Source organism: Bradyrhizobium sp. JR4.3, assembly GCF_040547695.1.
GTDB lineage: Bacteria > Pseudomonadota > Alphaproteobacteria > Rhizobiales > Xanthobacteraceae > Bradyrhizobium > Bradyrhizobium canariense.
Genome location: NZ_JBEPQF010000004.1, coordinates 1 through 12,322, shown reverse-complemented (window position 1 = coordinate 12,322; position 12,322 = coordinate 1). Strand labels below are relative to the sequence as shown.

Sequence of the window (12,322 nt, the reverse complement as noted above, 5' to 3'; positions counted from 1 at the left end):
AAATGTGGCATCAAATACGGCAATTGCCCTGACATGATAAATGCTTCGTTAACGGAAAACGCCCCCGCGCCGCCCTCCCCAGGCGTGAGGCCATCGTCGCTTCGAGCGGACGTCCTGCACTACCATGGATAGGGTCGACTGCGTCGTCGTCGGAGCCGGCGTGATCGGGCTCGCGGTGGCTCGCAAGCTGGCGCAAGCCGGGCGCGAGGTGATCGTGCTCGAGGAAGCCGAGGCCATCGGCACCATCACCTCCTCGCGCAACAGCGAGGTGATCCATGCCGGCATCTACTACCGCGCCGGAAGCTGGATGGCGCGCATGTGCGTCGACGGCAAGCACGCGCTCTACCGTTACTGTTCCGAGCGCGGCATCCCGCACAGGAATAGCGGCAAGCTGATCGTCGCGACCAATCCGAAAGAGACCGAGAAGCTGCAATCGATCAAGGCGCATGCCGAGGCCAACGGCGTGCTCGACATGCAGTTGCTCACGGGCGATGCGGCATGTGCGCTTGAGCCGGCGCTCGCCTGCGACGCCGCGCTGCTGTCGCCGTCGACTGGCATCATAGACAGCCACGCCTACATGCTCTCGCTGCGCGGCGAAGCCGAGGACGCGGGCGCGGCCTTCGCGTTTCACACCCCGCTGATCCGTGCCAAGGCCAGCGCCGGCGTCATTGAAATCGAGGCGGGCGGCGAAGCGCCGATGACGCTGCAATGCAGCCTCCTCGTCAACGCCGCCGGGCTCTCGGCGACCACGGTGGCGCGCAACATCGAGGGCATGCCGCTGGAACGGATCCCGACGGCCTACCTCGCCAAGGGAAACTACTTCAGCTGCAATGCCAGGGCGCCGTTCTCGCGCCTGATCTATCCGGTGCCCGAGCCCGGCGGGCTAGGGGTGCATCTGACGCTGGACATGGCCGGGCAGGCACGTTTCGGCCCTGACGTCGAGTGGATCGAGACCATCGATTATGAGGTCGATCCGTCACGCGCCGAGCGCTTCTACCCGGCGATCCGCAAATACTGGCCGACGCTGCCTGACGGCGCGCTCATGCCGAGCTATTCGGGCATCCGCCCGAAGATCGTGCCGCCGGCGGTGGCTACGCAGGATTTCTTGATGCAAGGCCCGCGCGATCACGGCGTCGAAGGCCTGATCAATCTGTTCGGCATCGAGTCGCCCGGATTGACGTCATCGCTCGCGATCGCGGATCACGTCGCCGAGCTCGCAAATGTCTAGTGGTTTAAAGCGAAGTGGATTCCAGTTGCGCGTAAAGAACCGCGTCCAGACAAGAAGCTAGAGCCGCACAAATCCTTACACGGTGCGCGCCTTGCAGCAGGGATGAGCGCAAAGACTCCCATCCCTGCCTGAAAGGGTGCGATCAACTCTACGCTGTTACGGGGGTTACTAGTGGAGCGTGTCGCCGTGCCTGAGACGCTCGATCTGGTCCTTGACCATCAACTTCCGGCGCTTCAACTCAACAATTTGCAGGTCGTCTGTTGAAAGGTGCACGAGAGCTTCGTGCAATTCGTTTTCGAGAGTTTTATGCTTCCGTTCCAATTCAACCAGATGTGCCTGAATTGTCATTCGAAACCTCCTCGGTAGGGGTGAACCTTGGATTCGACCGGACGAGGAAGTGTACATCACCGATTCGTTCTGTCGATGGATATCAGTCGTCGCAGTGTCATTTTTAAAAATTCATATGTAACGAAGCGTGAGTAAGGGAACCACGCGGGAAAAATCCGTGATATCAATGCGCTTGCGCAACGCCGGAGCGACCGCAGAAATATCTCGCGGGAGATCGGCGCGCGACAGCCCGAGATCGCTTGCGATCACGGCGCGCAAGGACGATAGTTTCCACAGGGCATCCACAGCCTTAATCTCACGCCTATCGGTTTTTCGGCCACCGCAGACATGACCAATGAAGATGCGCGCGAACTCGAATCCGAGCTCGCCCGGTTGCACCAGGAACACCGAGATCTCGATGTGGCGATCGATGCACTGCATCAATCGCCCGCCCCCGACCTGTTGCGGTTACAGCGGTTGAAGAAACGCAAGCTGTTGTTGCGTGACCGTATCGCGTTCATCGAAGACCAGATCACGCCCGACATCATCGCCTGATCCACAGGAGGAGAGCTTTACGGCAGCTCGCCGCACGTGAATCCGCTTGACTCGAAAGGAACAAAATAAGAACATTTGGGCGCCAACGCCCCCAGGAAAACCGTCCAAGGAAAACGCAGATGTCGGCAACCGCCCTTCTCGACAACAGCCATTATGAACAAGCCTGCGATCAGGCGATCGCGATGTGCGACGGCAATCTGCGCAGCACCATCAAGGCGCTGATCATGGCCAATGAATATCTGGAGGCCGAGCTGGAGGAATTGCAGGCGGCCATTTCCGCCGGCTGCATTCCGGAGACCTCACGCAGCAAGATGCGGAGCAAGAGCAGCGCAGCCTGAGCTGTCAGCTATCGGAGCCGACCATGTCCGATGTCACCTATTACGTTGCATTACCTTTCCTGACCGACGAGGACGGATCGCCGGTCGCAGGTGCGGCCGAGGAATGCCAGACCGCGGCGGCCGCGTTACGGCGCGCCGAGGTTATGTCGCACGGCGCCGGCCACACCGGCGCCGTCGCATTCAGCCGCAGCGGTGATCCCATGACCGGCGAATTCGGTGACGCCAAACTGCTCCGCAGCTTCGGCAACGTACCGAAAGACCTCGGCACGCTTTAACTAGCTGCTGACGAGCCTGATGCGCGGCTCGTGCCGCCGGTGCGCCTTGCGCACATACATCGCGGCATCGGCCTCTTCCAGGGCGCGCGCGGCGTCGGACTGTACCCCGAGCAGGGCCACGCCGGCGGAAGCGCCCGCGCTCACGTGCTGGCCGCGAAAGACAAAGGACAAGTCGTCGACGGCCTGCTCGAAGGCCGCGGCCTTCGCCTTGGCGTCGGTCTCGCTGAGATTCCAGAGCAGCAGCGCGAACTCGTCGCCGCCGAGCCGGCCGACCACGTCGGAGGCGCGGATCTGCCGCGTCAGCGTGGTGGCAATCGCCTTCAGCACCTCGTCGCCGGCCGCATGGCCGAAGGAATCGTTGATCGGCTTCAGCCGATCGACGTCGAGCACGATCAGAGCGCCGCTGGCGCGGTAGCGCTTCATGTAGGCGACGGCGCGTCCGAGCTCGCGTTCGAAGCCGCGCCGGTTCGGAATTTCGAGCAGGAAGTCGGTGTCGGCGGCCGCCTCGAGCTCCGCGACCCGCCGCAGCGCCCCCTTCAGCTTGCTCCGGAGGTCACGGATGGTCGCGTTGATGGCCGTCTTGATGACCGCTTTGGCGCCGTCATCGGCAGACGCTCCGCGTCGCGACGGTCTGGTCGGACGCTTGACCGGACGCTTAAGAGCAACTTTGGAGCGAGCGGCGCTGGTTTTCGGGCCCTTTTTGGCCTTCGCAGCGCTCGCCCTTTTTGGTTTCTTCATGGGCATCCTGCTCAATGAAGGCTTGCGGGGATTCACCAAGACAGGATAGTGCATTCCCTTCTCCTTGCCACCGCCTTGCGAGCCACCGGCCGGAACCGCTAATCTGGCCTATCTTCCTGTTTTTCGAGCACAATTCACGTCATGACCGCGCCGATCGCCATCATCATGGGAAGCCAGTCGGACTGGGACACGATGCGGCATGCCGCCGACACGCTCGCAGGGCTCGGCGTTGCCGCCGATACCCGTATCGTTTCGGCCCACCGCACCCCCGACCGGCTGTTTACGTTCGCCAAAGGCGCCAAGACGGCCGGTTACAAGGTCATCATCGCCGGCGCGGGCGGCGCAGCCCACCTGCCCGGCATGGCGGCGGCGCTGACGGAACTGCCCGTGTTCGGCGTTCCCGTCGAATCGAGGACACTCAAAGGCATCGATTCGCTCTATTCGATCGTTCAGATGCCCGCGGGCATCCCGGTCGGCACCCTCGCGATCGGCAAGGCCGGCGCCATCAATGCGGCGCTGCTGGCGGCTGCCGTGCTGGCCTTGTCCGACCCGGCCTTGTCCGACCGCCTCGCCGCCTGGCGCAAGGCGCAGACCGAGGCCGTGGCCGAGCGCCCGGAGGACAAGGCGTGACTGACGCAAAGCAGGTGAAGCTGAAGCCCGGCGACACCATTGGCATTCTCGGCGGCGGACAATTGGGGCGGATGCTGGCTATGGCGGCGGCACGGCTCGGCCTGCGCTGCCAGGTGTTCTCGCCGGATCCGGACTCACCGGCCTTCGACGTCGTCCTGAATGCGACCTGCGCCGAATATGCCGATGTCGAAGCACTCGAGCTGTTCGCCAACGACGTCGACGTCATCACCTACGAATTCGAGAACGTGCCGTCCGCGGCCGCGATGGTGCTGGATGCGCGCCGCCCGGTGCTGCCCAACCGCAAGATTCTCGAGACCACCCAGGACCGACTCGCCGAAAAGGATTTCGTGACCCGGCTCGGCATCGGCACCGCGGCCTATGCCGACGTCACCTCGGTCCCGTCATTGCGCGAGGCGATCGCCAGGATCGGCCTTCCGGCAGTGCTGAAGACCCGTCGCTTCGGCTATGACGGCAAGGGCCAGGCCATCATCCGCGAGGGCGACGACATCGCGAAAGTGTGGACCAGTCTCGCCACCAAATCGGCCATCCTGGAAGCCTTCGTGCCGTACGAGCGTGAGATTTCCGTGATCGCCGCCCGCTCGGCCACAGGCCAGGTCGAGTGTTTCGACGTCACCGAAAACGAGCACCGCGACCACATCCTGAAGATCTCCCGTGCGCCCGCGCGGATCCCGGATGTGCTCGCCGAGGAAGCGCGCAGCATCGCCGGCAAGATCGCGGGCGCGCTCGATTATGTCGGCGTGCTTGCCGTCGAGATGTTCGTGCTCGCCAACGGCACCGGACCCAAGGTGCTGGTCAACGAGATCGCTCCGCGCGTGCACAATTCCGGACACTGGACGCTCGACGGTGCGTCCGTCTCGCAGTTCGAGCAGCACATTCGCGCCATTGCCGGCTGGCCTCTCGGCAAGCCCGTGCGCCACGGCGAAGTCGTCACCATGACCAATCTGATCGGCGACGAGATCAACGAGTATGAGAACTGGCTGAGCGTGCCGGGCGCGACCGTGCACATTTACGGCAAGGGCGCGCCGCGTCCCGGCCGCAAGATGGGCCACGTCACCGAAGTGCGACCCACGACCGGCAAGTAACGGGACCGCGGCGTATGCCGCGATCCCGCTTTGCGATTACGCCGTCTTTGCGCCCGCGACGACGCCGGTGGGTTCGTCGCTGAGCCAGCGATAGATCACTCCGCCCAGCGCGCCGCCGATCAGTGGCGCAACCCAGAACAACCAGAGCTGCGACAGCGCCCAGCCGCCGACGAACAATGCGGGGCCCGTGCTGCGCGCCGGGTTCACCGAGGTGTTGGTGACGGGGATGCTGACGAGATGGATCATCACCAGCGCGAGCCCGATCGCCAGCGGCGCAAAGCCCACGGGCGCGCGGCCGTGGGTGGCGCCCATGATGATGAACAGGAACATCATGGTCATCACCACCTCGGTGAGGAAGCACACGATCATGCTGTACTGGCCGGGAGAATGGGCGTCGTAGCCGTTGGACGCGAACCCTTTACTGACGTCGAAGCCGGGCGCTCCGCTTGCGATGACGTAGAGAAGCCACGCGGCCACGATCGCGCCGGCCACCTGCGCGATCACATAAGGCAGGATCTGTCCGGCCGGAAAACGTCCGCCGGCAGCAAGGCCGACAGTGACGGCCGGATTGAGATGGCAGCCGGAGATGTGGCCGATCGCATAGGCCATGGTGACCACGCTCAGCCCGAATGCGAGGGAGACACCGACCAGACCGATGCCGACCTGCGGAAAGCCGGCTGCGATCACAGCACTTCCGCAACCTGCGAATGTGAGCCAAAAGGTGCCGATAGCTTCGGCCGCGTATTTCTTCATATCCATGTGTCGTCCCCTGCTTTCAAAGATTCCGGAACAAAGCTCCGGAAACGGCCCCACCCTTGGCGTCAAATCTCCCAAATCAGGGCCGCACAGAGGTATTTTGCCTCATTTAATGGCTGAACTTGGCCCGAAAACCCGCTTGGCCGGTGGACATCCCAGGTTTTGTCTGATACATCCGCGCCCTCAAGGTTAAGGGCTTGTGCGTTTCGCCATCCCCTTTGACTTACCAGAATTCAAATCCGATCCACTGAAGAGGATGCCGCGTGCAGGTTCTCGTCCGCGATAACAATGTCGATCAAGCCCTCAAGGCGCTGAAGAAGAAGATGCAGCGCGAGGGTATTTTCCGCGAGATGAAGCTCCGCGGTCACTACGAAAAGCCCTCCGAGAAGAAGGCCCGCGAAAAGGCCGAAGCCGTGCGTCGCGCACGCAAGCTGGCCCGCAAGAAGCTGCAGCGCGAAGGCCTGCTGCCGATGAAGCCGAAGCCGGTGTTCGGCGCTGGCCCTGGCGGTGATCGTGGCGGTCGCGGCGGCCCGGGTGCTGGCGCAAGTGCCGGTCCGCGCGGACCGCGCTGATTTACCGGACTTGAGAGATTTCAGTTTTCGATGACGCGGGCCCCTGGCCCGCGTTATTGTTTTGTGAGCGGTGCCTTCCTGGGATGGGGCACTCCCGATGCGGCACTAGCGCGAGCGAACCGTAGATGGCCTCCCCTTTCCCCAAGCGCGGCTTGGCGCGGTTACGCCAGATCTTGCTGCAGCCATTTGCGCTGGCCTTGATGGGGATTTCGCTGTGCGGCTGCTCCTTCGACCTGGGATCGCTGACGCCGGAGAAGGAAAAGCCGCAGGAGGCACCCAAGGCGGCCACGACCGCCGAGAATGTGGTCAGCGCCGGCAATGTCAGCGAAGCCCAGGCCCATACGGCAAAGGCCCAAGCCTTGGCAAAGTCCGGCGAGACGGCGGCCGCGCTCGATGAATTCAATCACGCGGTCGGACTCGATCCCTACAATGCGCAGGCGCTCTATGGCCGCGCCCTGATCTACCAGGGCAAGAACCAGCACGATTTCGCGATCGCCGATTTCAGCGCGGCGAGCGGCCTTAACCCGCAGAAGGTCGAGCCGCTGCTCGGCCGCGCCAACAGTTATCTCGCCCTCGGCAAGGCCAAGGAGGCCGCGGCCGATCTGGATGAGGCTTCCGAGGCCGATCCCCACAATGCCCAAGTTTGGACCATACGCGGCCAGGCCTATGAACGGCTGGGCGACAGGACCAAGGCGGCGGCGTCCTACACCAAGGCGGTCTCGCTTCGTCCACGCGACGATGCCGCCCGCAGCGGCCTCGCCCGCGTCGGCGGCTGACGATTCTGGCGAAGCCGCAGGCGCCGTCTTAATCCGGGGTGACGCCCTTCGGCAGAACGGAGTGGAACATGGACTTGACGCCCGACAGCATGTCGTCGGCGACATTGGTCTTCGGCCGCGGCATGGACGCGCCGGCATCGGCGCGCAGATCGAGCGGGGGCGCGATCATCGGGACAGGAATGTCAGCCGGCGGCGTCAGCCGATTCGGGTTCTCGTTGCCGACCGAGGCCGTGTAGGGCGGGTTCGCCTGCGACGAGCCGCCATCGCCATAGGCCTCGGCTGCGGGCGTCGAGACCGTGATCGGCGGCGGCAACGGACGCACCGTTGACTGATCCAAGGGGATGATACGCGGAGCCTCCGGGCTGCGGGCGGCTTCGCGCACCGCAGGCTCCTGAGTCTTCTCGGGCGCCTTGGCTTCCGAAGACTTGGTCTCAACCGACTTGGCCTCAACGGCTTTACCCTCAGGCGACTTGCGCAGGCGCTCGATCGCGGCGCGCACGAGATCGTTGGCGTCGGGGGTTGCGGTCGGTGCGGCAGCAGCCGGCGCCGAATTGGCCTCCACCACCGGGGTGGCGGGAACGGGTGCACTGACGGCCGGGGTGGACTTGGCGACTGCCTTCTCGCGCGCGGACGGCTTGCCGCGCGGGGCGGCCTCGGCCGGTGCGACGTCCACCGTAGAAGTCTTTGGCTCCGCGGCGGGCTGATCGCCAGCCTTCTCGGTCGCCGGCTTGTCCGCCACCTTCTTCTCGGAAATGCCCTTGGCCTTGACGCCCGGCGCGGGCAGGTTGGCCAGATCGGCGGGCTTGCCGTTCTTGCCAGCGTCGGCAGGCGCCATCACGGCCGCGGGTGCATCCGCCGCCGGCTTCGCGTTGATGTAATGATTAACGATGTATGCCCCGATGATCGTTGCGAGCACCGAGGGGAAGATGTCCATCGAGATTTTAGCGATGTATTTCAGCATTCCGGCCACTCCCCGCGCGATCTGATGCGGGAACTTTGAGGCATAGTGAGGGATCAACTGCGACGGATCAATGGCAAAGGGGTACGCCGGATTTACGACTTCAGCTCAACCTCAAGGAACACGATCTCGGTTGCGGTTTCGTTAAGCACATCGTGCTGGACGCCGGCCTTGCGAAAATAGGATTTTCCGGCCGCAAGCTGCGCCTTGGACCGCTCGCCATTGGGTGCCACGATGGTCATTTCCCCTGCGACCACGGGAACAATGACGTAGTCCATGCCGTGGGTGTGATGCCCGGTGGCGCTGTTTGGCGCAAGCCGCCACTCGGTCACCCGAACCTGCTCATTGTCGACCTGAACCTCGGACTCGGCGGCAAGCATCGGAACTCTCCTGGGGCATATCCGGAAAACCGGTTCAGGGCACGAAAACCATGAACACGTAGACGGCAAATACCACCATATGGACCAGCCCGAACAGGACATTGGTCCTGCCCGTACCGAAGGTCAGCATGCTCAAAAAGAAGGTCAGGAGCAAAAGCACGCTGCCCTGGCCGCTGAGGCCGAGCGTGAGCTCCTTGTCGAGTGCATAGGTGGCGACACCGACGGCCGGGATGGTCAGCCCGATGGTGGCGAGCGACGAGCCGAGCGCGAGGTTGATGCTCTTCTGAAGGTCGTTTTTGCGAGCCGCCGAGACGGCTGCGACGCCTTCCGGCAGCAGGATCAGGAGCGCGACCAGAAGTCCGGCAAAGGCAGGCGGCGCGCCGATCCTGGCCGCGACCGCATCGACCACCAGCGAGAATTTCTTGGCCAGCAGCACGACCGCCAGCAGCGCAATCAGCAGCAGCACGACGCTGAGCGCCAAGGTCCTCCCCGACAGATGCGCCTCCCCGCTCCCGCCGCCCGCCCGGTCGTGAACGAAGTAATCCTTGTGCAGCACGGTCTGGGTGTAGAGAAACACCCCATACAGCGCGAGTGTGACCACGTCGACGAAGCCGAGTTGAGCCGCCGAATAGACGGGGCCCGGCGTGGTGGTCGTGTAGTTCGGCATGATCAGGGTGATGGTCGCGAGCGCGAACAGCACGCTGAGATAAACGTTGGCGCCGGAGAGCTGAAAACCCTGCTCGCGATAGCGCAGGCCGCCGATGAAGATGCAGAGCCCGACGAGGCCATTGCAGACGATCATGACCACGGCGAACACGGTGTCGCGCGCCAGTTCCGGGGCCGGCTTGTCGCCCAGCATGATCGTGGTGATCAGCGCCACCTCGATGATGGTCACCGCGAGTGTCAGCACCAGCGTGCCGTAGGGTTCGCCGACCCGCTCGGCGATCACTTCGGCATGATGGACCGCGGCAAACACCGTGCCGAACAGGATGACGAGGAGCACGAGGGCGAAGACGAGCCCGCCGAACGACAGCGTGAACACGTAGTCCGTCGCGCTGACGGCCGCGAACAGCAGCACGGCCAGCGCCGGAAAGATCCAGGCCGACCGAGGCATCGGATTGTGCGCGCTCATCCACCGGCTCCAATTGCTTCGCGCAAATTCATCGCATCTTGGGCGAGCAGTAGCAAATCGGGTGGCGGATTCAATGCCAGCGCAGGATCGGAGCGAACGGCAGCAGCGTCAGCAGCACGAATAGCGGGATCAGCACCGCGCTGGCGCGCACGAAATAACCGAAGAAGCTCGGCATCTTGATGCCGTTCTCGCTGGCGATGCTGCTCACCATGAAATTCGGCGCATTGCCGATATAGGTGAGCGCGCCCATGTAGACTGCGCCCATGGAAATGGAGGCGAGCGTGCCCGAGAGTTCGTGCATCAGCACCTGCGGGTCGCCGCCGGCGAGCTCGAAGAACAACAGATAGGTCGGCGCATTGTCGAGGAACGCCGACATCAGACCGGTGAACCAGAAATAGGCAACCTCGCGCGGCGTGCCGTCCGGCGCCGTCACGGCCGACAACAGCCAGGCGAACGCGCCGTGATGGCCGGCATCGAGCATGGCGATGACCGGGATGATCGCGACAAAAATGCCGGCGAACAGCTTCGCGACCTCGCGGATCGGCTCCCAGGTGAAGCCGTTGGCCTGCCTGTGCTCGTCCGGCGTCAACCACACCGACAGAGCCGCTATGGCCAGCAGCGCCGCGTTGCGGGCGATGTCTTCCAGCTCCAGCCTGGTTCCGAGAATGTCCAAGGCGATGCCGGGCTTCCACATCGCCGACGCCAGCAGGCTCGCGACGATGGCTGCGATCAGCACCAGGTTGACGAGGCCGCGGATCCGGACCGGCTTCGCGGCGCCGGCGGCGCTGAACAAAGGTTCGCGACGGAAGCGCCAGACGTCGATGACGACGAAGATCGCGAGCAGCAGTCCGGCAACGATCGCCGTCTGCAGCCAGATGGTCCGCGTGGTCCAGAAGAAGTCGACACCGTGCAGGAAGCCGACGAACAGCGGGGGATCGCCGAGCGGGCTCAGCGCACCACCGACATTGGCGACCAGGATGATGAAGAAGATGACGACATGGGCGTTGTAGCGCCGCGGCCGGTTGGCGCGGATCAGAGGGCGGATCAGGATCATGGCCGCTCCCGTGGTGCCGACGACGCTCGCCATCACGGTGCCGAGCGCAAGGATGCCGGCGTTGGCCGCCGGTGTCGCCTTGATGTCGCCCGTCACGAGAATGCCCCCAGCCACGACATAGAGCGAGAACAGCAGCACGATAAAACCGAGATATTCGGCGAGCATGGCGTGAACGAGCGCCGCCAGCGTCGCCGTGCTCCCGGCCAAGATGACGAGCGAGGCGAGTGCCAGCAGCGACCAGGCTGCGGCGATCTTGCCGTAATGATGGTGCCAGAATCGTGCAAATAGCAGCGGGCCGAGCGCAATCGACAGCAGCAGGCCGGCAAAGGGAAGCGCATAGGGCCAGCCCATCGCCGCGCCGTCGAGCCCGGTCGCAGCCCATGCGTGCTGTGGCAACAACACGACGAGGATCGCGGCGATGAACCCGCTCGCGCGCCGAACGACAAGTCGTCTAGGAAGCAATGAATCGCCTCGCCGTTTCAATCGCACCGAACGCATCGAGATTGTCGTGTCCACCGCCTGCAAAGCGAACGAACTGCTTCGGTTCATGCGCAAGCGCGAACAGACGCTCTCCGAACACGATCGAAATGGCAAGGTCATTGGTGCCATGCATCACCAATAGCGGCACAGTGACGCGCGGGATGCGCTCGTCGGAATGAAAGGGATCGCGCATCAGCAGACGCACCGGAACGAACCAGAACGATGATGCTGCAATGTCGGCCGTCGATGTATAGGGCGCTTCCAGGATGAGTTTTCCAACACGATGCTCCGAGGCGATCGCGACCGCCACGCCTGTCCCGAGCGAAAAGCCCCAGGCGGCGATTCGTTCCGCCGCGTAGCGCGCAGTGGTGAAGGCGTAGGCGGCCGCGGCATCGCGCAGCAGGCCCGCCTCGCTCGGCGCCCCGCTCGAGCCGGCATAGCCGCGATAGGACAGCGCGACGAGGCCGGTGCCGTCCGCCGTCATGGCCTTGAAACGGCTGACGCGACCGGCGAGATAATCGCCATTGCCTGGGAAATACAGGATCACGGGGCGGCCGGGCCTCGCCGGCACGTGCCAGACGATGACCTTCTCGCCATCAGAGGTGGTCAGGACGTGCTCTTCGGCCTCAGGGAGGCCTGCGGCATCCGGCGCGGTTCGACCGACGGGCGGGATCGGAAACAGCATCTCGCGCTGCCTGACATACAGCACGAGGAGACCGGCGCAATAGACGGTCACGAGCAGGATGGCGATCCACTTGACGATGGTCATGATGACACGGCCCGGCCCCCGTCAGGGCTTTGCACCGGCTCCGCAGCAATTTCATGACCTCGCGGGAGGCGCGCCGGCCGCACGCCGCCCAGTGAGCGGTGTGCCATACGACGCGCTGCTCGCGCGTCGCTTTGGCAATGGCCCGCTTGCCTCCGCGCTACATCGCCTTGACGATGTTCTCGGTGACCTTCTTGGCGTCGCCGAGCAGCATCATGGTGTTGTCGCGATAGAACAGCGGATTGTCGATGCCG

Annotated in this window: 18 protein-coding genes; 8 read left to right on the top strand and 10 right to left on the bottom strand. The window is 63.9% G+C overall.

Features of this window, described 5'->3' with window-relative positions; genetic code table 11:
• Positions 1 to 124: 124 nt before the first annotated feature.
• On the top strand, positions 125 to 1,228 hold the full coding sequence (locus ABIB91_RS08635) for an NAD(P)/FAD-dependent oxidoreductase (RefSeq protein ID WP_354160022.1): 1,104 nt from the start codon (positions 125 to 127) through the stop codon (positions 1,226 to 1,228).
• 168 nt (positions 1,229 to 1,396) lie between these two features.
• On the opposite strand, the gene ABIB91_RS08630 is transcribed toward ABIB91_RS08635, so the two are convergent.
• Positions 1,397 to 1,576, bottom strand: coding sequence for a YdcH family protein (locus ABIB91_RS08630; protein WP_007596254.1), 180 nt, complete (start codon positions 1,574 to 1,576; stop codon positions 1,397 to 1,399).
• A 111-nt stretch (positions 1,577 to 1,687) separates the two neighbouring features.
• Entirely contained in the window at positions 1,688 to 1,834 is a 147-nt protein-coding gene (locus ABIB91_RS08625; RefSeq protein ID WP_240543946.1) for a hypothetical protein, read from the bottom strand.
• A gap of 69 nt (positions 1,835 to 1,903) precedes the next feature.
• Between ABIB91_RS08625 and ABIB91_RS08620 the strand changes: the two genes are divergently transcribed.
• The 3 genes from ABIB91_RS08620 (at position 1,904) to ABIB91_RS08610 (ending at position 2,723) form a co-directional block, all read left to right on the top strand.
• A complete protein-coding gene (locus ABIB91_RS08620; RefSeq protein WP_007596255.1) occupies positions 1,904 to 2,110 on the top strand; it encodes a YdcH family protein in 207 nt (68 codons plus the stop codon).
• Positions 2,111 to 2,229: 119 nt separating this feature from the next.
• Positions 2,230 to 2,448 carry a hypothetical protein gene (locus tag ABIB91_RS08615; protein ID WP_007596256.1) on the top strand — a complete coding sequence of 73 codons (219 nt, stop codon included), beginning with the start codon at positions 2,230 to 2,232 and terminating at the stop codon, positions 2,446 to 2,448.
• A 23-nt stretch (positions 2,449 to 2,471) separates the two neighbouring features.
• Complete coding sequence (locus tag ABIB91_RS08610) at positions 2,472 to 2,723, top strand: hypothetical protein (protein WP_007596257.1); 252 nt, start codon at positions 2,472 to 2,474, stop codon at positions 2,721 to 2,723.
• Here the strand turns inward: ABIB91_RS08610 and ABIB91_RS08605 are convergent, their stop codons facing one another.
• The gene (locus ABIB91_RS08605) at positions 2,724 to 3,461 is read right to left on the bottom strand and encodes a GGDEF domain-containing protein (protein ID WP_354160019.1); all 738 of its coding nucleotides are present in this window, start codon (positions 3,459 to 3,461) and stop codon (positions 2,724 to 2,726) included.
• A gap of 141 nt (positions 3,462 to 3,602) precedes the next feature.
• Between ABIB91_RS08605 and purE the strand changes: the two genes are divergently transcribed.
• Together purE and ABIB91_RS08595 are read left to right on the top strand one after the other, a co-directional pair.
• Positions 3,603 to 4,091, top strand: a complete 489-nt coding sequence (gene purE / locus ABIB91_RS08600; protein ID WP_354160017.1) for a 5-(carboxyamino)imidazole ribonucleotide mutase — start codon at positions 3,603 to 3,605, stop codon at positions 4,089 to 4,091.
• Positions 4,088 to 5,194 carry a 5-(carboxyamino)imidazole ribonucleotide synthase gene (locus ABIB91_RS08595; protein ID WP_219681688.1) on the top strand — a complete coding sequence of 369 codons (1,107 nt, stop codon included), beginning with the start codon at positions 4,088 to 4,090 and terminating at the stop codon, positions 5,192 to 5,194. Before purE ends, ABIB91_RS08595 begins: the two co-directional genes overlap by 4 nt.
• Positions 5,195 to 5,230: 36 nt before the next feature.
• Here the strand turns inward: ABIB91_RS08595 and aqpZ are convergent, their stop codons facing one another.
• Complete coding sequence (gene aqpZ, locus ABIB91_RS08590) at positions 5,231 to 5,953, bottom strand: aquaporin Z (protein WP_007596263.1); 723 nt, start codon at positions 5,951 to 5,953, stop codon at positions 5,231 to 5,233.
• A gap of 260 nt (positions 5,954 to 6,213) precedes the next feature.
• On the opposite strand from aqpZ, the gene rpsU reads away from it, so the two are divergent.
• Entirely contained in the window at positions 6,214 to 6,522 is a 309-nt protein-coding gene (gene rpsU / locus ABIB91_RS08585; protein ID WP_007596265.1) for a 30S ribosomal protein S21, read from the top strand.
• Between the two features lie 125 nt (positions 6,523 to 6,647).
• A complete protein-coding gene (locus tag ABIB91_RS08580; RefSeq protein ID WP_007596267.1) occupies positions 6,648 to 7,298 on the top strand; it encodes a tetratricopeptide repeat protein in 651 nt (216 codons plus the stop codon).
• A 28-nt stretch (positions 7,299 to 7,326) separates the two neighbouring features.
• On the opposite strand, the gene ABIB91_RS08575 is transcribed toward ABIB91_RS08580, so the two are convergent.
• The 6 genes from ABIB91_RS08575 to ABIB91_RS08550 all read right to left on the bottom strand — a co-directional run.
• The gene (locus tag ABIB91_RS08575) at positions 7,327 to 8,259 is read right to left on the bottom strand and encodes a hypothetical protein (RefSeq protein ID WP_354160014.1); all 933 of its coding nucleotides are present in this window, start codon (positions 8,257 to 8,259) and stop codon (positions 7,327 to 7,329) included.
• A gap of 92 nt (positions 8,260 to 8,351) precedes the next feature.
• On the bottom strand, positions 8,352 to 8,636 hold the full coding sequence (locus tag ABIB91_RS08570; protein WP_007596270.1) for a cupin domain-containing protein: 285 nt from the start codon (positions 8,634 to 8,636) through the stop codon (positions 8,352 to 8,354).
• A 34-nt stretch (positions 8,637 to 8,670) separates the two neighbouring features.
• A complete protein-coding gene (locus ABIB91_RS08565) occupies positions 8,671 to 9,768 on the bottom strand; it encodes a calcium:cation antiporter (RefSeq protein WP_354160012.1) in 1,098 nt (365 codons plus the stop codon).
• A gap of 70 nt (positions 9,769 to 9,838) precedes the next feature.
• Positions 9,839 to 11,320, bottom strand: a complete 1,482-nt coding sequence (locus ABIB91_RS08560) for a sodium:proton antiporter (protein WP_354160010.1) — start codon at positions 11,318 to 11,320, stop codon at positions 9,839 to 9,841.
• Complete coding sequence (locus ABIB91_RS08555) at positions 11,274 to 12,071, bottom strand: alpha/beta hydrolase (RefSeq protein WP_007596276.1); 798 nt, start codon at positions 12,069 to 12,071, stop codon at positions 11,274 to 11,276. Before ABIB91_RS08555 ends, ABIB91_RS08560 begins: the two co-directional genes overlap by 47 nt.
• 157 nt (positions 12,072 to 12,228) lie before the next feature.
• Positions 12,229 to 12,322 (bottom strand): NAD(P)(+) transhydrogenase (Re/Si-specific) subunit beta (locus ABIB91_RS08550; protein WP_354160523.1); only part of this gene is annotated, 94 nt, incomplete at its 5' end.